The sequence below is a fragment of the Leifsonia sp. PS1209 genome, assembly GCF_012317045.1.
Taxonomy (GTDB): domain Bacteria; phylum Actinomycetota; class Actinomycetes; order Actinomycetales; family Microbacteriaceae; genus Leifsonia.
On record NZ_CP051154.1, the window covers coordinates 2,541,981 to 2,561,542 of the forward strand.

The 19,562-nt window shown below is 69.4% G+C and carries 14 protein-coding genes; 5 read left to right on the plus strand and 9 right to left on the minus strand.

All coding sequences use genetic code 11. From position 1 onward, the window contains the following. Positions 1–75: 75 nt before the first annotated feature. From HF024_RS12150 to HF024_RS12160, 3 genes are read right to left on the minus strand one after another with little or no spacing between them, the layout of a single operon-like run. A complete protein-coding gene (locus tag HF024_RS12150; RefSeq protein ID WP_085370442.1) occupies positions 76–1,287 on the minus strand; it encodes an acyl-CoA dehydrogenase family protein in 1,212 nt (403 codons plus the stop codon). Between the two features lie 40 nt (positions 1,288–1,327). Further along, positions 1,328–3,523 (minus strand): biotin carboxylase N-terminal domain-containing protein, encoded by a 2,196-nt coding sequence (locus tag HF024_RS12155; RefSeq protein WP_168689708.1) that lies wholly within the window; start codon positions 3,521–3,523, stop codon positions 1,328–1,330. A gap of 5 nt (positions 3,524–3,528) precedes the next feature. Then, positions 3,529–5,136, minus strand: coding sequence for a carboxyl transferase domain-containing protein (locus tag HF024_RS12160; RefSeq protein ID WP_168689709.1), 1,608 nt, complete (start codon positions 5,134–5,136; stop codon positions 3,529–3,531). 106 nt (positions 5,137–5,242) lie between these two features. Here HF024_RS12160 and HF024_RS12165 point away from each other — a divergent pair, with 106 nt between their 5' ends. Both HF024_RS12165 and HF024_RS12170 read left to right on the plus strand, forming a co-directional pair. Next, on the plus strand, positions 5,243–5,869 hold the full coding sequence (locus HF024_RS12165; RefSeq protein ID WP_085370444.1) for a TetR/AcrR family transcriptional regulator: 627 nt from the start codon (positions 5,243–5,245) through the stop codon (positions 5,867–5,869). A gap of 79 nt (positions 5,870–5,948) precedes the next feature. Further along, on the plus strand, positions 5,949–8,588 hold the full coding sequence (locus HF024_RS12170) for a penicillin acylase family protein (protein ID WP_168689710.1): 2,640 nt from the start codon (positions 5,949–5,951) through the stop codon (positions 8,586–8,588). 31 nt (positions 8,589–8,619) lie between these two features. Here the strand turns inward: HF024_RS12170 and HF024_RS12175 are convergent, their stop codons facing one another. The 4 genes from HF024_RS12175 to HF024_RS12190 form a co-directional block, all read right to left on the minus strand. Continuing rightward, positions 8,620–9,882 carry a citrate synthase gene (locus HF024_RS12175; RefSeq protein ID WP_143465969.1) on the minus strand — a complete coding sequence of 421 codons (1,263 nt, stop codon included), beginning with the start codon at positions 9,880–9,882 and terminating at the stop codon, positions 8,620–8,622. 199 nt (positions 9,883–10,081) lie between these two features. After that, positions 10,082–11,200: a succinyldiaminopimelate transaminase gene (gene dapC, locus HF024_RS12180; protein ID WP_085370449.1), complete on the minus strand. Its 1,119-nt coding sequence runs from the start codon at positions 11,198–11,200 to the stop codon at positions 10,082–10,084. 16 nt (positions 11,201–11,216) lie between these two features. Continuing rightward, on the minus strand, positions 11,217–11,537 hold the full coding sequence (fdxA, locus tag HF024_RS12185) for a ferredoxin (protein WP_055895722.1): 321 nt from the start codon (positions 11,535–11,537) through the stop codon (positions 11,217–11,219). Between the two features lie 33 nt (positions 11,538–11,570). After that, complete coding sequence (locus HF024_RS12190; protein ID WP_085370451.1) at positions 11,571–11,981, minus strand: DUF6113 family protein; 411 nt, start codon at positions 11,979–11,981, stop codon at positions 11,571–11,573. Positions 11,982–12,080: 99 nt separating this feature from the next. On the opposite strand from HF024_RS12190, the gene efeU reads away from it, so the two are divergent. The 3 genes from efeU to efeB are packed head-to-tail and all read left to right on the plus strand — an operon-like array spanning position 12,081 to position 15,499. Continuing rightward, positions 12,081–12,953 (plus strand): iron uptake transporter permease EfeU, encoded by an 873-nt coding sequence (efeU, locus tag HF024_RS12195; protein ID WP_085370453.1) that lies wholly within the window; start codon positions 12,081–12,083, stop codon positions 12,951–12,953. 44 nt (positions 12,954–12,997) lie between these two features. Continuing rightward, positions 12,998–14,176, plus strand: coding sequence for an iron uptake system protein EfeO (gene efeO / locus HF024_RS12200; RefSeq protein ID WP_085370455.1), 1,179 nt, complete (start codon positions 12,998–13,000; stop codon positions 14,174–14,176). A gap of 9 nt (positions 14,177–14,185) precedes the next feature. Further along, entirely contained in the window at positions 14,186–15,499 is a 1,314-nt protein-coding gene (gene efeB, locus HF024_RS12205) for an iron uptake transporter deferrochelatase/peroxidase subunit (protein ID WP_168689711.1), read from the plus strand. A 92-nt stretch (positions 15,500–15,591) separates the two neighbouring features. Here efeB and typA read toward each other — a convergent pair whose 3' ends face one another. Beyond that, the gene (typA, locus tag HF024_RS12210) at positions 15,592–17,514 is read right to left on the minus strand and encodes a translational GTPase TypA (RefSeq protein WP_085370458.1); all 1,923 of its coding nucleotides are present in this window, start codon (positions 17,512–17,514) and stop codon (positions 15,592–15,594) included. A gap of 125 nt (positions 17,515–17,639) precedes the next feature. After that, the gene (locus HF024_RS12215; RefSeq protein WP_085370460.1) at positions 17,640–19,493 is read right to left on the minus strand and encodes an ABC transporter ATP-binding protein; all 1,854 of its coding nucleotides are present in this window, start codon (positions 19,491–19,493) and stop codon (positions 17,640–17,642) included. Positions 19,494–19,562 lie beyond the last annotated feature (69 nt).

A 19,562-nucleotide genomic window follows, 5' to 3' on the forward strand; every position in this document is an offset into this window, starting at 1 on the left:
CGAGCCGGGACGTGTGTACGCCTGCCCCGGCGTGTCGCGTGCATAAGTCCCGGCTCGATGGCTTCGGGGCTGGTGTCAGGCGTTGAAGCCGAGGGCCCGGGAGATGACCATGAGCTGGACCTCGGTGGTGCCCTCGCCGATCTCCAGGATCTTGGAGTCCCGGTAGTGGCGGGCGACGGGGTTCTCGTTGAGGAAGCCGTATCCGCCGAAGATCTGGGTGGCGTCGCGGGCGTTGTCCATCGCCGCCTCGCTGCAGGTGAGCTTGGCGATCGAGGCCTCCATCTTGAACGGCTTGCCCGCCATCAGCTTGAAGCAGGCGTCGTAGTACGCGAGGCGCGCGGTGTGCACGCGGGCCTGCATCCTGGCGATCTTGAACGCGATGTACTGGTTGGCGCCGATCGGACGGCCGAACACGTTGCGGCTCTTCGCATACCGGATCGCCTCGTCGAGGCAGCCCTGCGCAGCACCCGTGCAGAGCGCGGCGAACGCGACGCGGCCCTCGTCCAGGGTCTGCACGAAGTTCGCGTAACCTCGACCGCGCTCGCCGAGGAGGTTCGCCTCCGGCACGTGCACGTCGGTGAGGGTCAGTGGATGCGTGTCCGAGGTGTGCCAGCCGACCTTGTCGTAGGAGGGCTCCTGCACGAAACCGGACGTCCCGACCGGCACCAGGATCGCGGACAGCTCCTTCTTGACGGAGCCGTCCGGGCGCTCGGACTCGCCGGTGACGGCGGTGATTGTGACCAGCTTGGTGATCTCGCTGCCCGAGTTGGTGATGAACTGCTTCGAGCCGTTGATGACCCACTCGCCGTCGCGCAGCTCCGCCGTGGTCTTGGTGCCCGCCGCGTCCGAGCCGGCGTCCGCCTCGGTCAGGCCGAACCCGGCGAGCGCTTCGCCGCGGGCCAGCATCGGCAGCCACTCCTGCTTCTGCTCCTCCGTGCCGTTCCGGAAGATCGGCATCGCCCCGAGACCGATCCCGGCCTCCAGGGTCACCCCGATCGACTGGTCGACCCGACCCAGCTGCTCGACGGCGAGGCAGAGCGAGAGGTAGTCCTTGCCCTGGCCGCCGTACTCGACGGGGAACGGCAGCCCGAACAGGCCCATCCTCCCCATCTCGGCGATGATGTCGTACGGCAGGCTGCGACGGGTGTCGTAGTCGTATGCGGCGGGCGCGACGACGGTGTCGGCGAAGTCCCGCACCTGATCGCGCAGGCGCAGGTGCTCCTCGGTGAGTTCGAAGCCGGCGACATCGGTGTTCGCCGCTTCCGATCGGGTCATCTGCATGGTCATGGGGTTCCCTGTCTCCTGGTGGATCGTCGTCGTGCGACGGTCACGGGGTGGTGGCCGATGGTGTCGGCCCTGTGGATGCGCGCGGCCCGCCGGTGGGCGCGGCCGGCGCGGTGGATGGGGTGGGGTCTACGTCCACGCTCGCGACGAGCTGGTCGAGCTTCACGAGGTCGCCCGGCGCGACCCGAACGTGCACCGTCCCGGCGAGCGGAGCCACCAGACGGTGCTCCATCTTCATCGCCTCCACGGTGACCACCGTGTCGCCCGCCTCGACGTGGTCCCCGCTCGCGACGGCGACCGCGACGACCGTTCCCGGCATCGGCGTGCGCAGCTCGGGGTCGGCGACGCCGGCCACCCGGGCGAGCCCGGCGAGGTCGCGCGCGATCCGCTCCTCACGGCCGACCAGCCGCAGCTGCCTGGCCGCTCCCCCGGCGCCCAGCCAGATGGCTGCACCGTCCCTGGCGTAGCGGAACGCCGTCACCGTGCCATCGAGGGTCAGGAGCGCCGTGGCAGGCTGACCGGACGACGCGGGGGGCAGCAGACGCAACCCGCCCGTGCGGGTGGCGGAGGACCGCGCGCCGTCCTGCCCGCTGTCGCGCGCATCCACGGTCACCGTCGCCGTCGCGGTGTCGAGGGCCGCGGCGTCGCCGGTGACGTTCACGGTGGCCGTTCCGAGGTCGTACGGGGTCGGCCGGTGCTCGCCGAGCCGCCATCCGGATGGGGTGGCCCACAGGCCGCCCGCCGCGCCAGCGGCCGTAGCGCCAGCACCTTCCGCCCGCTCGATGCGGTCGAGGTGCGCGATCAGCGCCGCCGCGATCAGCTCGGGCTCGCTCGCCTCCGTCGGCGCCTGCTCGGAGAAGCGCCGGTCGATGATGGTGGTGTCGAGGCGCCCGGCGCGCACGTCGTCGTCGGCGAGCAGGTCGCGCAGCCAGCGCACGTTCGTGACGGCGCCGAGGATGGCGGTGTCTGCCAGGGCTCTGTCGAGGCGTGCAAGCGCCTCCCGGCGGTCTGCGCCCCAGGCGATCACCTTGGCGAGCATCGGGTCGTACTCGGTGACGATGGGCAGCCCGGCGGCCAGGCCGCTGTCCACCCGAACGCCGTCGCCGGATGCCTCGTGCAGGGCGAGCACGCTGCCGTCGCTCGGCAGGAAGCCGCGCTCCGGGTTCTCCGCGTAGACCCGGGCCTCGATGGCGTGGCCGGACAGGCGCACATCCTGCTGGGCGAAGCCGAGGGGTTCGCCGGCGGCGATGCGCAACTGCCACTCCACCAGGTCGAGCCCGGTCACCAGCTCGGTCACCGGATGCTCCACCTGCAGCCGGGTGTTCATCTCCATGAAGAAGAACTCGTCCGGGGCGGCGTCGGACACCAGGAACTCGACGGTGCCGGCCCCCACGTAGTCGACGCTGGCGGCGACGGCGCAGGCCGCCTCGCCGATGCGCGCCCTGGTGGCCGCGTCGAGCAGCGGGGACGGAGCCTCCTCGATCACCTTCTGGTGGCGTCGCTGCAGCGAGCACTCGCGCTCGCCGAGGTGCACGACGGTGCCGTGCCGGTCGGCGAGCACCTGCACCTCGATGTGGCGGGGCATGTCGACCAGCCGCTCGAGGAACAGCGTGTCGTCGCCGAACGCCGCGGCAGCAACGCGCCGGGCCGCGGCGAGCGCCTCCGGCAGGTCTGCCGCGTTCCGCACCGACTGCATCCCCTTGCCGCCGCCGCCCGCCGACGGCTTCACGAGCACCGGGAAGCCGATCTCGTCCGCCGCCGCGATCAGCTCATCGTCGGTCAGGCCGGGGCGCGCGATGCCCGGGATGGTCGGCACGCCGTGGGCCTCGACCTCCCGTTTCGCGGCGATCTTGTCGCCCATCACGTCGAGAGCGTGCACGCCGGGGCCGACGAAGACGATGCCCTCCGCCTCGCAGGCGGCGGCGAAGTCGGCGTTCTCGGAGAGGAAGCCGTATCCCGGGTGCACGGCCTGCGCCCCGGTGGCCCGCGCGGCGGTCACGATCGCGGCGATGTCGAGATAGCTCTGGGCGGCCGGCGCCGGCCCGATGCGGACGGCGACGTCCGCGAGGGCGACGTGGGGCGCATCCCGGTCGGCGTCGCTGAAGACGGCCACCGACCGGATGCCCAGGCGGCGCAGGGTGCGGATGACGCGGCAGGCGATCTCGCCGCGATTGGCGACGAGCACGGTGCCGAAGGGCGCGGCGGTCGCTGAGGGAGTGCTGGTGGAGTGGGAGGCCACGGCGATCACATCCGGAAGAGGCCGAAGGCCGTGTCGGGGAGCGGGGTGCGGGAGCAGACGTCGAGGGCGAGGCCGAGGATCGTGCGGGTGTCCGCCGGGTCGATCACGCCGTCGTCCCAGAGGCGGGCGGTGGAGTAGTACGGGCTGCCCTGCTGCTCGTACTGGTCGGCGATCGGAGCCTTGAACTCGGCCTCCGCCTCCGCCGACCACTCCTCGCCGCGTCCCTCCAGCTGTTCGCGCTTGACCGTCGCCAGCACGGACGACGCCTGCGCACCGCCCATCACCGAGATGCGCGCGGCGGGCCACATCCAGAGGAAGCGCGGGGAGTACGCCCGCCCGCACATCGAGTAGTTGCCTGCGCCGAAGGAGCCGCCGATCGCGACGGTGAGCTTCGGGACGCGCGCGGTGGCGACGGCGGTGACCATCTTGGCGCCGTTCTTCGCGATGCCGCCCGCCTCGTAGTCCCGGCCGACCATGAAGCCGGAGATGTTCTGGAGGAACAGCAGCGGGATGCCGCGCTGGTCGCACAGCTCGATGAAGTGCGCGCCCTTCAGCGCCGACTCGCTGAACAGCACCCCGTTGTTCGCGACGATGCCCACCGGATGCCCGTGGATGCGCGCGAACCCGGTGACCAGCGTCGTGCCGTACTCCTTCTTGAACTCGTGCAGCTCGCTGCCATCGACGATGCGGGAGATGACCTCGCGCACGTCGTACGGCGCCTGCACGTCGGTGGGGACCACCCCGTACAGCTCGGCGGGGTCGGCGACGGGATCGACGGACGGATGCACGTCCCACGCCGGGCTCGCCGGCTCCGGCAGGGTGGCGACGATGTCCCGCACGATCTGCAGGGCGTGCCTGTCGTTCTCGGCGAGGTGGTCGACGACGCCGGAGGTCTTGGCGTGCAGGTCGCCGCCGCCCAGCTCCTCCGCCGTGACGACCTCGCCGATCGCCGCCTTCACCAGCGGCGGGCCGCCGAGGAAGATGGTGCCCTGGTTGCGCACGATCACGGTCTCGTCGCTCATCGCAGGCACGTACGCTCCGCCGGCGGTGCACGAGCCGAGCACGGCGGCGATCTGCGGCACCTTGGCGGCGGACAGCCTGGCCTGGTTGTAGAAGATGCGGCCGAAGTGGTCGCGGTCGGGGAACACCTCATCCTGCATCGGCAGGTATGCGCCGCCGGAGTCGACGAGGTAGATGCACGGCAGTCTGTTCTCGAGCGCGATCTCCTGCGCCCTGAGGTGCTTTTTGACCGTCATCGGGTAGTAGGTGCCGCCCTTGACGGTGGCGTCGTTGGAGATGACGAGCACGTGGCGGCCGTGCACCAGGCCGATCCCGGCGATGACTCCCGCCGCCGGCGACTCGTCGTCGTACATCCCGGTGGCGGCGAGCGGGGCGATCTCGAGGAACGGGCTTCCGTCGTCGAGGAGTGCGTCGATGCGCTCGCGCGGCAGGAGCTTGCCGCGCGCGATGTGCCGTTCCCTGGAGCGCTCCGGTCCCCCGGCCGCCGCGGTGGCGAGGCGCTGGCGGAGTTCGGTCACCAGGGCGCGCTGGGCGGCCTCGTTCTGCTCGTATCCGGCATCCGTTGCGCGTGTGGCGCTGGTCAGCGTTGGCATCGTCGGCTTCTCGCTCTTCGTCGTCGTCGACATTCGGTTAGTGGTCACTAACTCGGATTTAGGTTAGTGTTCATTAACTCAAAAGTCCAGCACCCGGAAGCAGACCATGACGGAACTCGCAGGCACCGCGCAGGACACGGGCCGGCCCACCCAGCGCAGCCAGGCCAAGGCCGACCGGCGCGCCGCCCTGCTCGACGCGGCGGCCACCCTCTTCTCCGAACGCGGCTTCAACGGGGTCTCCATCGAAGACCTCGGCTCGGCCGCCGGAGTCAGCGGACCGGCGGTGTACCGGCACTTCGCGTCCAAGCAGGCCGTGCTCGCCGCGCTGCTCGTTGGCGTCAGCGAGCGCCTGCTCGACGGAGGCACCCGCGTCGAAGACGCAGCAGACGACCCGGCGAGCGCCCTGCGCGCCCTCATCGTCTTCCACGTCGACTTCGCCGTGACGGAACCGGACACCATCCGCGTGCAGGACCGCGACCTCGACTCCCTTCCAGGGGAGGAGCGCCGCGCCGTGCGCCGCCTGCAACGCCGCTACATCGAGCTCTGGATGCGCGTGCTCGGCCGCCTGCACCCCTCCCTCTCCCCCGACGAGCTCCGGATGCGCGTGCAGGCCGCGTTCGGTCTGATCAACTCCACCCCGCACACGGCCCGCGTCGGCGGCACCAGCGTGGATGCGGCGACGGTGCGGCCGGTGCTGGAGCGGATGGCCTGGGCGGGGCTGAACGCACACTGACGGACGCCGGTGGCGGCATTCTGGGCGTCACCCCTATGCGTTACAGTCGCAGGACACCATCCACCGGAAGGACTGGCGCGTGGGCGACGACACACCCCGACTACGACGGCACCACCGTGTTCTGCGGGTCATCGGCATCGTCGTCGCCGTGCTGCTGGTGCTGGTGGTCATCGCGGGCGGGCTCGGGATCTGGACGGTCGTCCGGTCGTTCCCGCAGACCTCGGGGATGATCGACGTGCCCGGGCTGTCCTCGTCGGTCACGGTCACGCGGGACGACGCGGGCATCCCCCAGATCGAGGCGTCGACGGCCGACGACCTGTTCCGCGCGCAGGGCTACGTGCACGCGCAGGACCGGTTCTGGGAGATGGACTTCCGCCGCCACGTCACCTCCGGCCGGCTGGCCGAGATGTTCGGGGCCAGCCAGGTGCCGACGGACTCGTTCATCCGCACGCTCGGCTGGCGCACGGTCGCCGAGCAGGAGGTGAAGCTGCTCGACAAGACGCAGCTGCGCTACTACCAGGACTACGCGGACGGGGTGAACGCCTACCTCGCCAGGCACTCGGGCGCCGAGCTGTCGCTCGAATACGCGGTGCTCGGCCTGCAGAACCCGGGCTACACGCCGGAGAAGTGGACGCCCGCGGACTCGGTGGCGTGGCTGAAGGCGATGGCGTGGGACCTCCGCTCCAACCTCGAAGACGAGATCGACAGGGCGCTCCTGTCCACGAAGCTGAGCGCGCAGCAGATCGCGCAGCTGCACCCGGGATACCCGTACTCCACCCACCCGACGATCACCGCGGAGGGCAATGGGCACCCGGAGCGGACGACATCGGATGCGGCGGCCGACGCGAGCGACGGCACAGCGAGCGACGGTGCGGCGGGCGACAGCGCGGCGGCCACACCCACCACCTCGGCCTCCACGGCGACCACGTCCGCCTACGCGCCGGCGCTCACCCAGCTCGCGTCGAGCCTCGAGTCCCTCCCCACGCTGCTCGGTCCGGCCGGGAGCGACATCGGATCGAACTCGTGGGTCGTCTCCGGCGCGCACACCGCGAGCGGCAAGCCGCTGCTCGCGAACGATCCGCATCTCGGCGCGACCATGCCGTCCGTCTGGTATCAGATCGGCCTGCACTGCCGCACCGTCGGGCCGGAGTGCCCGTTCGACGTCGCCGGGTTCAGCTTCTCCGGCCTGCCCGGTGTCGTGATCGGGCACAACAACCGCATCGCCTGGGGCTTCACCAACCTCGGTCCGGACGTCGCCGACCTCTACGAGGAGAAGGTCACCGGGAACACATACGAGTACGACGGCCAGCAGGTCCCCCTGACTATCAGGAAGGAAACGATCCGGGTGGCCGGAGGGAAGGACGTGCACCTCACCGTGCGATCCACCCGTCACGGCCCGATCGTCACCGACCTCACCGACGGGTTCGGGATCATCGCGAAAGACCAGGCGGGCAAGCTCGGTGTCCCCGCCCAGAAGTTCCAGCTGTCGCTGCAATGGTCGGCGCTCACTCCCGGGCCGACCGCCGGCGCGATCTTCGCATTCGACACGGCGACGGACTGGACCAGCTTCCGCGCGGCCGCCGCGAACTTCCAGGTTCCGTCGCAGAACCTCATTTACGCCGACGTGGACGGCAACATCGGCTACCAGGCGCCCGGCAGCGTGCCGATCCGCGCATCCGGAGACGGCACCGTGCCCGTCCCCGGCTGGACCAGCGCGTACGGCTGGACAGGCACCATCCCGTACGACGACCTCCCGTCGGTCTACAACCCGCCGAGCGGCGTCATCGTCACCGCGAACAACGCCGCCGTCGGGCCGGACTTTCCGCACCTCATCACCAAGGACTGGGAGTACGGTTACCGGGCCAACCAGATCCAGGTGCGGCTCGACGCCCTGATTGCGGCGGGCACGAAGATCACCGCGGCGGACTCCGCGGCCATCCAGGCCGACAAGTACGACGCGAACGCCGCGACCCTGGTGCCGATCATCCGGGCCATCGGCGACAAGGCCGACCCGTCGTCCGGGGCGTACCGCGCGGCCCAGCTGCTGGCCGGCTGGAACTTCCACGACGACGCGGACAGCCCGGCGGCGGCGTACTTCAACGTGTTCTGGCGCACCCTGCTGCAGGATGCGTTCGGGCGCAAGCTCCCCGCCTCCGCCCCTCCGGTGGGCGGCGACCGGTGGTTCGCGGTGGTGCAGAACCTGGTGAAGGCCGAGGACTCGTCCTGGTGGGTCGACAAGAAACTCGGCACGAGCAGCAGGGACTCGATGTTCGAGATCGTCGCGGAGAAGGCGTGGACGGAGGCCGGGCGACTGATGGGCAGCGACCAGACCCGGTGGCGCTGGGACAGCATCCACACCATCGAGCTGACGAACGCGAGCTTCGGCGAATCCGGGATCGCCCCGATCGAGTGGCTGTTCAACCGGGGGCCGTACCCGGTCGGCGGCAGTTCGAGCGTGGTGGATGCGGTGGGCTGGGACGCCTCCGTCGGCTACCAGGTGGACTGGGTGCCGTCGATGCGTCAGGTGATCGACCTGAGCGACTTCGACAAGAGCACCTGGATCAACCTCACCGGCGCATCCGGGCACGCGTTCAGCCCGCACTACACCGACCAGACTCCGCTCTGGCAGCACAACCAGACCAGGCCGTGGCCGTTCAGTCGCGCTGCGGTCTCCGCCGCGGCGGACACCACCCTCACGCTCCGCCCCGCGACGCGCTGACGCGCGCGCCGAAGAGAGCGAGCCGCGAGAGTTAGCGGCCTGTGGGCCAGGCGCGCTCGGCGGAGCCCGTGTACAGCTGCTGCGGGCGGCCGATCTTGGTCGCCGGGTCGCTGTTCATCTCGCGCCAGTGGGCGATCCAGCCCGGCAGGCGGCCCATCGCGAACAGGACGGTGAACATCCGGGTGGGGAAGCCCATCGCCTTGTAGATGACGCCCGTGTAGAAGTCCACGTTCGGGTAGAGCTTGCGGTCGATGAAGTACTGGTCGGCCAGGGCGACCTCTTCCAGTTCCTTCGCGATGTCGAGCAGCGGGTCGTGGACGCCGAGGGCGGCCAGCACCTCGTCGGCGGACTCCTTGACCAGGCGGGCGCGCGGGTCGAAGTTCTTGTAGACGCGGTGCCCGAAGCCCATCAGCTTCACGCCCTCTTCTTTGTTCTTCACGCGCTCGACGAACTTCTGAACGCTCTCGCCGGAGTCGCGGATGCCCGCGAGCATGTCGAGGACGGCCTCGTTGGCTCCGCCGTGCAGCGGGCCGTACAGCGCGTTGATCCCGGCGGACACCGAGGCGAACAGGTTGGCCTGCGTCGAACCGACCAGGCGGACCGTCGAGGTGGACGCGTTCTGCTCGTGGTCCTCGTGCAGGATGAGCAGACGCTCCAGCGCCTTGGACACGACGGGGTTGACCTCGTACGGCTCGGCCAGCGTGCCGAAGTTGAGGCGCAGGAAGTTGTCGACGAAGCTCAGCGAGTTGTCCGGGTAGAGGAACGCCTGACCAAGACTCTTCTTGTGCGCGTACGCAGCGATCACCGGCAGCTTGGCCAGCAGGCGGATGGTGGACAGCTCGATCTGCTCCGGATCGTGCACGCTGAGCGAATCCTGGTAGAACGTCGACAGCGCGGAGACGGCGCTCGACAGGACGGACATCGGGTGCGCGTCGTGCGGCAGAGCCGAGAAGAACCGGCGCAGGTCCTCGTGCAGCAGCGTGTGGCGACGGATCTTCTCGTCGAACTCCGCGAGCTCGCTCTGGCTGGGAAGCTCGCCGTAGATGAGCAGCCAGGCCACCTCGAGGAAGGTCGAGTTCTTGGCGACCTGCTCGATCGGGTACCCGCGGTAGCGCAGGATGCCGGCGTCGCCGTCGATGTACGTGATCGCCGAGCGCGTGGCCGACGTGTTCACGAAGCCGTAGTCGAGGCTGGTGAGCCCCGTCTGCTTGGTGAGCGTCGAGAAGTCGATGCTCGACGCACCGGCGACGCTCGGCAGGATGGGGAATTCAGCCGTGCCACCCGGGTAGCTCAGCGAAGCGGTCGCCGCCTCGGTCCGGGCGGGTGCAGTTCGCTCCGCCTCTGCCTTCTCGGTGCCGAGTCCGCTCACAACGCCTCCAGGGATATGGGATGAGTTCGCGCGCCGATCGTGGCAGCGCTGCAAAAGTCGTGCGGATACAGCCTAACGAACGACGGCGACAACTGTCGCATCGTGCAAAAGGGGGCTGATCCTGTTAGAGACTGTCTCCAACGGCCCGCAGGCGGGACGCCGCCGCAGCGATCCGCTCGTCCGTCGCCGTCAGCGACAGCCGCACGTGCTGGGGAGAGCCGTCGCCGTAGAAGACACCGGGACCGGCCAGGATGCCCAGGTCGGCCAGGCGCTGGATGCTGTCCCACGCGTCCCGTCCCTCCGTCGCCCAGAGGTAGAGGCCGGCCTCGCTCCTGTCGATGCGGAAGCCTGCGGCTTCGAGCGCTGGCCGCAACAGGTCGCGCCGCGCACGGTAGCGCTCGCGCTGCACGGAGACGTGCTCGTCGTCGCCGAGCGCGGTGACCATCGCCGCCTGCAGCGGGGCGGGCAGCATGAGTCCTGCGTGCTTGCGCACGGTCAGCAGCCTGCCGATCACGGTCGCGCATCCCGCGACGAACGCGGCGCGGTAGCCGGCGAGGTTCGACTGCTTGCTCAGCGAGTACACGGCGATCACGTTGTGGCGCGAGTCGCCGATCACCCGGCGGTCGAGGACGCTCGGGATGGGCGTCTCGTCCCACGGAGCATCCCAGCCGAGCTCGGCGTAGCACTCGTCGCTCGCGACGTATGCGCCCAGCTCCCTGGCCCGCTCGACAGCGGCTCGCAGCTCGTCGACGGACAGCACGCGGCCATCCGGGTTGCCCGGGCTGTTCAGCCAGACCAGCCGGGTGTTCTCCGGCCACAGCGCAGGGTCGTCGCAGGCGACGGCCTCGGCACCGGCCAGAGCGGCCCCGATCGCGTATGTGGGGTACGCGGCCTGTGGATGCACGACAGCGTCGCCCTCCCCCAGGCCGAGCATGAACGGCAGGAACGCGACCAGCTCCTTGGAGCCGATCGTGGGGAGCACATTGTCGACCGTCAGGCCGGTGACGCCTCTGCGCCGCGCGAACCAGGAGACGATCGCCTCGCGCAGGGCCGGGGTGCCGACCGTCTGCGGGTACGCGTGCGCGTCGGTCGCCTCGGCGAGGGAGCGGCGGATCAGGTCGGGGGTCGCATCCACCGGGGAGCCGATGGAGAGGTCGACGATGCCGTCGGCGTGCTCCCTGGCGCGGGCGGCGAACGGCGCCATCTGGTCCCAGGGGTAGTCGGGGAGTTCGGCGAGAGCCATCGGTGCGAGCCGCGGCTCAGTGGGCCTGCGGGGGCAGGGCCGCGATGACCGGGTGGTCCTTGGCGATGACGCCGACCTTGGCTGCTCCACCCGGGGAGCCGATGTCGTCGAAGAACTCGACGTTCGCCTTGTAATAGTCGGCCCACTGCTCGGGCAGGTCGTCTTCGTAGTAGATCGCCTCGACGGGGCAGACCGGCTCGCAGGCGCCGCAGTCGACGCACTCATCGGGGTGGATGTAGAGCGACCGTTCGCCCTCGTAGATGCAATCGACAGGGCATTCGTCGATACAGGCCCGGTCTTTCACGTCGACGCAGGGGAGGGCGATGACGTAGGTCACAGTGCAGTATTTCCCTTCGCGAGTTGTACTCGTCTAGCTTAGGCCGTTTCCGCCCGTGCTTGTTCCGGCAGGAGCGACCGCCGGGCGCCGCGACTTCGACAGGTCCGGCCACGCGAGCACGATGGCGGCAATCACGATCGGACCGGCGAGCCAGAGCTGTCCGAGCAGGTTGTTCGGGATGAGCACCGAACCGCCCGCGCTCTTCTGCGAGAACAGCAGGATGGCCAGGATCGCGCCGACGGCGGTCACCAGGGTCGGGATGCGGTTGCGCCCGAGCAGCCGCAGCCCCACCAGCAGCGCGGTGTACGCGGCGAGCGAGCCGATCAGCCCGAGCGGGATGGGCACGCCCCAGGTGACGGTGGCCTGGTGCGCCACCGTTCCGACCGCGCCGACCACGGCTCCCACGAGGAAGAGCAGCACGTAGTTGGCGATCCGGCTGAGCATTCTCGAATCCTAGCTGGACATGCTGGGTGCGGATGTCTAGAGTCGGAGTAGGTAAGGTTAGCCTTACCAATCCCCCATCCTCTCCCCCGAAAGTCCTCTGTGTTCGCGAACTATCTGATCGGCCTCCGCGAAGGTCTCGAAGCCTCTCTCGTCGTCGGGATCCTGATCGCGTACGTGGTGAAGATCGGGCGCCGCGACGTGCTGTCCAAGCTCTGGGTCGGCGTCGGGATCGCCGTCGTCGTCCCGCTCGGGCTCGGCGCGCTGCTCACCTGGGGGCCGTACGGTCTCAGCTTCCAGGCGCAGGAGATCCTGGGCGGCACCCTCTCCCTCGTCGCCGTCGCGTTCGTGACCTGGATGATCTTCTGGATGGGCAAGACGGCCCGCAGCATGAAGTCGACCCTGCACTCCAAGCTCGATTCCGCCCTGGTCGGCGCCGGCTGGGGCGTGATCCTGCTCGCGATGCTCAGCGTCGGACGCGAGGGCATCGAGACGGCCCTGTTCGTCTGGGCGACCGTCGCCAGCGTCGGCGGCGGCTGGGAACCGGCCGTCGGGGCGCTGCTCGGCATCCTCACGGCCGCCGTGCTCGGCTTCCTGCTCTACCGCGGCATGGTCAAGATCAACCTCGGCACCTTCTTCACCTGGACGGGCGCGTTCCTCATCCTGGTCGCGGGCGGCGTGCTCGCATACGGCATCGGCGACCTGCAGGAAGCAGCCGTCCTTCCCGGCGCCGGGGTGCACGCGTACGACATCAGCGGCATCATCCCGTCGTCCAGCTGGTACGGCACCCTCCTCACCGGCATCGTCAACTTCAACCCGTCGCCCACCTGGCTGCAGGTGTTCGGCTGGGTCGCATACGTCGTGATCGTCTCCGCGTTCTACCTGCGGCAGCATCGCGCGTCGGCCACGCCGGTGAAGCGTGCCCCCGAGGAGACGTCCCCGGCCTCCACCCTTTCCAGCACCACCGCATCCTGAACAGCGTCGCACCGACGTCTCCCCGCGAACGAGAAAGCACAGCCATGCCACGATCCCGCTCCATCGGCATCCTCGCCGGAACCATCGGCGCCGCCACCATCGCCATCGCCCTGACCGGCTGCGTGCCGAACAAGGCGGCCGCAGATGCCGAGGCGATCAGCGTCACCCTGAACGACGAGAAGTGCACGGTCTCCACCGCCACAGCGCCGAGCGGCGCCGTCACCTTCCAGGTGACCAACACCGGCAGCGACGTGAACGAGTTCGAGGTGCTCGCGGAGGACAAGCTGCGGATCGCTGGCGAGAAGGAGAACGTCGGACCGGGCACCACGGTCAACTACGTGGTCCAGCTCGCCGAGGGCGACTACTTCACCGCCTGCAAGAAGGGCATGGTCGGCAGCCCGACCTCCTACGCGAAGTTCACCGTCACCAAGGGCGAGAAGGCGAACGTCTCCGCCAGTGACAGCAAGCAGGTCTCGCAGGCCGTCACCAACTACATCTCGTACGTCAAGGACCAGAGCGGCCAGCTGCTCACGGCAACGCAGGCGTTCGCGAAGGCGTACGAGGCCGGAGACGACGCGACGGCCAAGGCCCAGTACCCCGCCGCCCGCGCGTTCTACGAGCGCATCGAGCCGACCGCCGAGCAGTTCGGCGACATCGACCCGGCCATCGACCTCCGCGAGGCGGACCTCGAAGCGGGTCAGAGCTGGACCGGCTGGCACCGGATCGAGAAGGACCTCTGGGCTCCCGCAGGCTTCACCCCGTCCGACGCGGCGGGAAGGAAGGTCCTCGGCGACCAGCTCGTCGCCGACACGCAGAAGCTCTACGACCTCGTCTACGCGAAGAACTTCAGCCTCACCATCGACCAGATCTCCAACGGCGCCATCGGCCTGATGGAGGAGGTCTCGCGCAGCAAGATCACCGGCGAGGAGGAGACCTTCTCGCACACCGACCTGTGGGACTTCCAGGCCAACGTCGAGGGCGCGCAGGTCGCATACGGCATCGTCCGCGACATCGCGGAGGGCAAGGGCTCCACCGGCAAGCAGGTGGTCGCGAAGCTCGACACCGAGTTCGCGGCGATCACGAAACTGCTCGGCCAGTACAAGTCCGGCGACGGGTTCGTCAGCTACACCGACCTGAGCACCTCCCAGGTCAAGGAGCTGTCCGACGAGGTCAACGCGCTCAGTGAGCCGCTCAGCCAGCTCACCTCGATCATCGTCAAGTAGGGTCGCGGGGTGACTTCGGAGACCACGGGCGAGAACGTGCCTGCAGCGGAGGAGGCCGGTCGGCCCGGCCTCTCCCGCCGCGGGCTGCTCGGGCTCGCCGGTGCGGCGGTCGGCGCCGGCGTCGTCGGTGTCGGCGCGGGCATCGCCGTGGACAGGGCGCTGCTCGGCGCATCCACCGACGCGTCGGCCACGTATCCCTTCTACGGAGAGCACCAGGCCGGGATCACCACGCCCGCGCAGGACAGGCTGCACTTCGCCACGTTCGACATCGCCGGCGACCTCGACCGCGCCGGGCTGATCGAGCTGCTGCAGGACTGGACCACCGCTGCTGCACGCATGACGCAGGGCCGCCCGGCCGGCAAGTACGGACCGGCCAGCGGGCCGATGGATGCGCCACCGGACGACACGGGAGAGGCCCTCGACCTGCCGGCCGGCGGGCTCACCCTCACCTTCGGGTTCGGCCCGACCCTGTTCGAGACGGAGGACGGGCGCGACCGCTTCGGCATCGCATCCCGTCGCCCTGCCGCCCTGGTCGACCTCCCGCATTTCCCCGGCGACGCCCTGCAAGACGCGCTCGTCGGCGGCGACCTGTGCGTCCAGGCGTGCAGCGACGACCCGCAGGTGGCGGTGCACGCCATCCGCAACCTGTCGAGGATCGCGTTCGGGCGCGCATCCATCCGGTGGTCGCAGCTCGGCTTCGGGCGCACGTCGTCCACGTCGAAGAGCCAGACCACGCCGCGCAACCTGTTCGGGTTCAAAGACGGCACGGCCAACATCAAGTCGGAGGACACCACGGTGGTCGACGACCAGGTGTGGGCGGCCTCGGACGACGGCGCAGAGTGGATGCGTGGAGGTTCGTACCTGGTGGCGCGCAAGATCCGCATGGTCATCGAGACCTGGGACAGGCAGCAGCTCGGCGAGCAGGAGCGCATCATCGGCCGCGACAAGGGCGAGGGAGCACCGCTGTCGGGCGGCACGGAGTTCAGCGAGCCGAACTTCCTGGCGGTCTCCCCCACCGGCGGCACCAAGATCGACCCGGACTCGCACGTGCGCCTCGCGCATCCGTCGACCAACGGCGGCGCGCAGCTGCTGCGGCGCGGCTACAACTTCGTGGACGGCAACGACGAGCTCGGCCGCCTGAATGCCGGGCTGTTCTTCATCGCGTTCCAGCGCGACCCCCGTAAGCAGTTCATCCCGATCCAGTCACAGCTGGCCAAGAACGACGCGATGAACGAATACCTGAAGCACGTCGGCTCCGGCATCTTCGCCGTGCCGGGCGGCGCCGCCTCCGGCTCCTACGTCGGCGCGTCCCTCTTCGCCTGACCCGCCCCCCAAACAATCGAGCCGGGAGTTATGTACGCTGCGCTCGGCGCATCGCGTACACAACTCCCGGCTCGATGGCGCCGGGACGCTGGTTAGGCGTTCTGGTCCTGCTTCTTGAGGCGGGAGGTCGCACGGGCGCGGGCGTTCGAGTCGAGCTCGACCTTGCGGATGCGCACGGCCTCCGGGGTGACCTCGACGCACTCGTCCTCGCGGGCGAACTCCAGGCACTCCTCGAGCGTCAGCTGACGCGACGGCGTCATCGACTCGAAGTTGTCTGCCGTGGACTGACGCATGTTGGTCAGCTTCTTCTCCTTGGTGATGTTCACGTCCATGTCGTCTGCACGCGAGTTCTCACCGATGACCATGCCCTCGTAGACCTCTTCGGTCGGGTTCACGAAGAACGTCATGCGCTCCTGCAGGGCGATGATGGCGAACGGCGTGACCACACCGGAGCGGTCGGCCACGATGGAGCCGTTGCTGCGGGTGATGATCTGGCCGGCCCAGTCGTCGTATCCGTGCGCGATGGCGTTGGCGATGCCGGTGCCGCGCGTGGTGGTGAGGAACTCCGTGCGGAAGCCGATGAGGCCGCGCGACGGGACGATGAACTCCATGCGGACCCAGCCGGTGCCGTGGTTCGACATGTTCTCCATGCGGCCCTTGCGGGCGGCGAGGAGCTGCGTGATGGCGCCGAGGTACTCCTCCGGCGCGTCGATGGTCAGGTGCTCGAACGGCTCCTGCAGCTTGCCGTCGACGCGCTTGGTGACCACCTGGGGCTTGCCGACGGTGAGCTCGTAGCCTTCGCGACGCATCTGCTCGACCAGGATGGCGAGCGCGAGCTCTCCACGGCCCTGGACCTCCCACGCATCCGGGCGCCCGATGTCGAGCACGCGGAGCGAGACGTTGCCGACCAGTTCGCGGTCGAGGCGGTCCTTGACCATGCGAGCGGTCAGCTTGTGGCCCTTGACCTTGCCGACGAGCGGCGAGGTGTTGGTGCCGATGGTCATCGAGATGGCGGGCTCGTCGACGTGGATGGCCGGGAGGGCACGGATGTCCTCCGGGTCCGCCAGCGTGTCGCCGATCATGATGTCGGCGAAACCGGCGACGGCGACGATGTCGCCGGGGCCCGCGCTCTCGGCCGGGTAGCGGTCGAGTGCCTTGGTGATCATCAGCTCGGTCACGCGCACGTTGTGCACGTCGCCGTCGTGACGGACCCAGGCGACCGTCTGGCCCTTCTTCAGGGTGCCGTTGAAGATGCGCAGCAGCGCGAGACGACCGAGGAACGGCGAGGCGTCGAGGTTGGTGACGTGCGCCTGCAGCGGTGCGCTCGGGTCGTAGGTGGGGGCCGGGATGTGCTCGAGGATCGCCTCGAACAGCGGCTCCAGGTCGTCATTGTCGGGCAGCTCGCCGTTGGCGGGCTGGTTGCGGCTCGCGGCGCCTGCGCGGCCGGAGGCGTAGACGACGGGAACGTCGAGGATCGCATCCAGGTCGAGGTCGGGAACGTCGTCGGCGAGGTCGCTGGCGAGACCGAGCAGCAGGTCCTGGCTCTCGCTCACGACCTCCTCGATGCGGGCGTCGCCGCGGTCGGTCTTGTTGACAGCGAGGATGACGGGAAGCTTGGCCTCGAGCGCCTTGCGCAGCACGAAGCGGGTCTGCGGAAGCGGACCCTCCGACGCGTCGACGAGCAGGACGACGCCGTCGACCATCGACAGGCCGCGCTCGACCTCGCCACCGAAGTCGGCGTGGCCGGGGGTGTCGATCACGTTGATCGTGATGGGGCCGTTCGTGGCGTGCTTGCCCTTGTACGAGATCGCCGTGTTCTTGGCGAGGATCGTGATGCCCTTCTCGCGCTCGAGCTCGTTGGAGTCCATGGCACGCTCTTCGACGTGTTCGTGGTCGCCGAACGAATTCGTCTGCCGGAGCATGGCGTCGACCAGCGTGGTCTTGCCGTGGTCGACGTGGGCGACGATTGCGACATTGCGCAGATCATCGCGGTGGGCGACGGCGTTCTCGGACATGCGTGCAGACTCGACTCTCGTCAGAAGGATAAGTGGGGAACGGTCCATTCTATCAGGGGAATGGCGAAGGGCCCGACGCATCCCGCGCCGGGCCCTCCTCTGTGTGCTGGTGCGACGTGCGCGGGCTACAGCCCCTGCGCGACGGGCGGCTCCGCCTCCGGCAGGGTGACGGAGGGCACGACGCCCTCGTCGGAGCCGGCGGCCAGCAGTTCCAGCCGCAGCGTGCGGCGGGCGCGCTGCTGCTCGGGGTCCGGCAGCGGCACCGCGGCGAGGAGGCGCTGCGTGTACGCCTCCTTCGGGTAGCGGAGGATCTCGTTGCGGGTGCCGACCTCGACCAGGTTTCCGTGGTGCATCACCGCGATGCGGTCGGCGAGCACGTCGATGACGGCGAGGTCGTGGGTGATGAAGAGGCAGGCGAAGTTCATCTCGCGCTGCAGGTTCTGCATCAGGTCGAGCACGCGTGCCTGCACGGACACGTCGAGCGCGGAGGTCGGCTCGTCTGCGATGAGCACCTGGGGCTTCAGCGACAGCGCGCGGGCGATGCCGACGCGCTGCTTCTGACCGCCGGAGAGCTCGTGCGGGAAGCGGCTGCGGTACGCGCGCGGCAGCTCGACGCTGTCGAGCAGGCGGTCGACCTCCTTCGCCAGGTCCTGGCCCTTGAGGCCCTTCGCCAGGCGCAGCGGCTCACCGATCGAGTCGGCGATCTGCAGGCGCGGGTTCAGCGACGACGACGGGTCCTGGAACACGATGCCGACGTTGCGGTGCAGTTTGCGGATCTCGTCGCGGTTCGCGTCGCTGATGTCCTGTCCTGCCACCACGAGCTTCCCGGAGTGGATGGGCAGCAGGCCGATCGCCGCACGGCCGAGGGTGGTCTTGCCCGAGCCGGACTCCCCCACCAGTCCGACGACCTCTCCCTCGTGGATCTGCAGGCTGATGTCGCTCGCCGCGCGGAACGCGGGAACGCGTCCGTGCTTCGGGTACTCGATCGCCACGTTCTGGAAGTCGACGACCACCGCGCGCTTGTCCATCTCGGACTTGGCGTGCTCCTCGGCGGCGATGCGCTCGTTGGTGCGGATGCGCTCGGCGTACTCGGCGTCCGGGTTCTCCGTGCCAGCCGCGAGGGCTGCCGTGGTGTCGATCGCGTCGTCGTCGCGCTGACCGAGGTGCGGGACCGCATCCAGCAGCGCGATCGTGTACGGGTGCTGCGGGGCGGCGAACACGTCGGCGACGGTGCCGGACTCGACGATGTCGCCCTTGCGCATCACGACGATGTTGTCCGCCAGGTCGGCGACGACGCCCATGTCGTGCGTGATCAGCAGGATGGCGCTGTCGAGGCGGTCGCGCAGCGAACGCAGCAGCTCCAGGATCTCAGCCTGCACCGTGACGTCGAGGGCCGTGGTCGGCTCGTCCGCGATGAGCAGCTTCGGGTCGCAGGAGATCGACTGCGCGATCATGGCGCGCTGCCGCTGACCGCCGGAGAGCTGGTGCGGGTAGGAGTTGAACGCCTTCACCGGGTCGGGCAGCTCGACCATGTCGAGCAGCTCGAGGGCGCGCTCCTTCGCCTCGTGCGGCGACATCCCGAAGTGGATGCGCAGGGTCTCGACGATCTGGAAGCCCACCGTGTACACGGGGTTCAGCGCCGTCATCGGCTCCTGGAAGATCACGGACACCTGGCGTCCGCGCACGCGCCGCATCTGCTGCGGGGAGAGCCCGGTGAGCTCGCGGCCGTCGAGCTTGATGCTGCCGCGCACGCGCGAGTTCTGCGGCAGGAGGTCGAGGATCGCCATCGAGCTCGCGCTCTTGCCCGAGCCGGACTCGCCGACGATCGCCAGCACTTCGCCGGCCTTGATCGAGTAGTTGAGCTTCTTGGCCGCCGGCACCCAGACGTTGTCGACGCCGAAGTCCACCGAGAGGTCGGTGACCTGCAGAACGGGGGCGTCGGTCACGACGCCGGCCTGACCGTTGGTGTTGTCGGTCATGAGTTGATGTTCCTTTCGCGAGCGCCGGGGATCGCCCGGCGTCTCCGGTCGCCGTCCGCCGACGGAAGG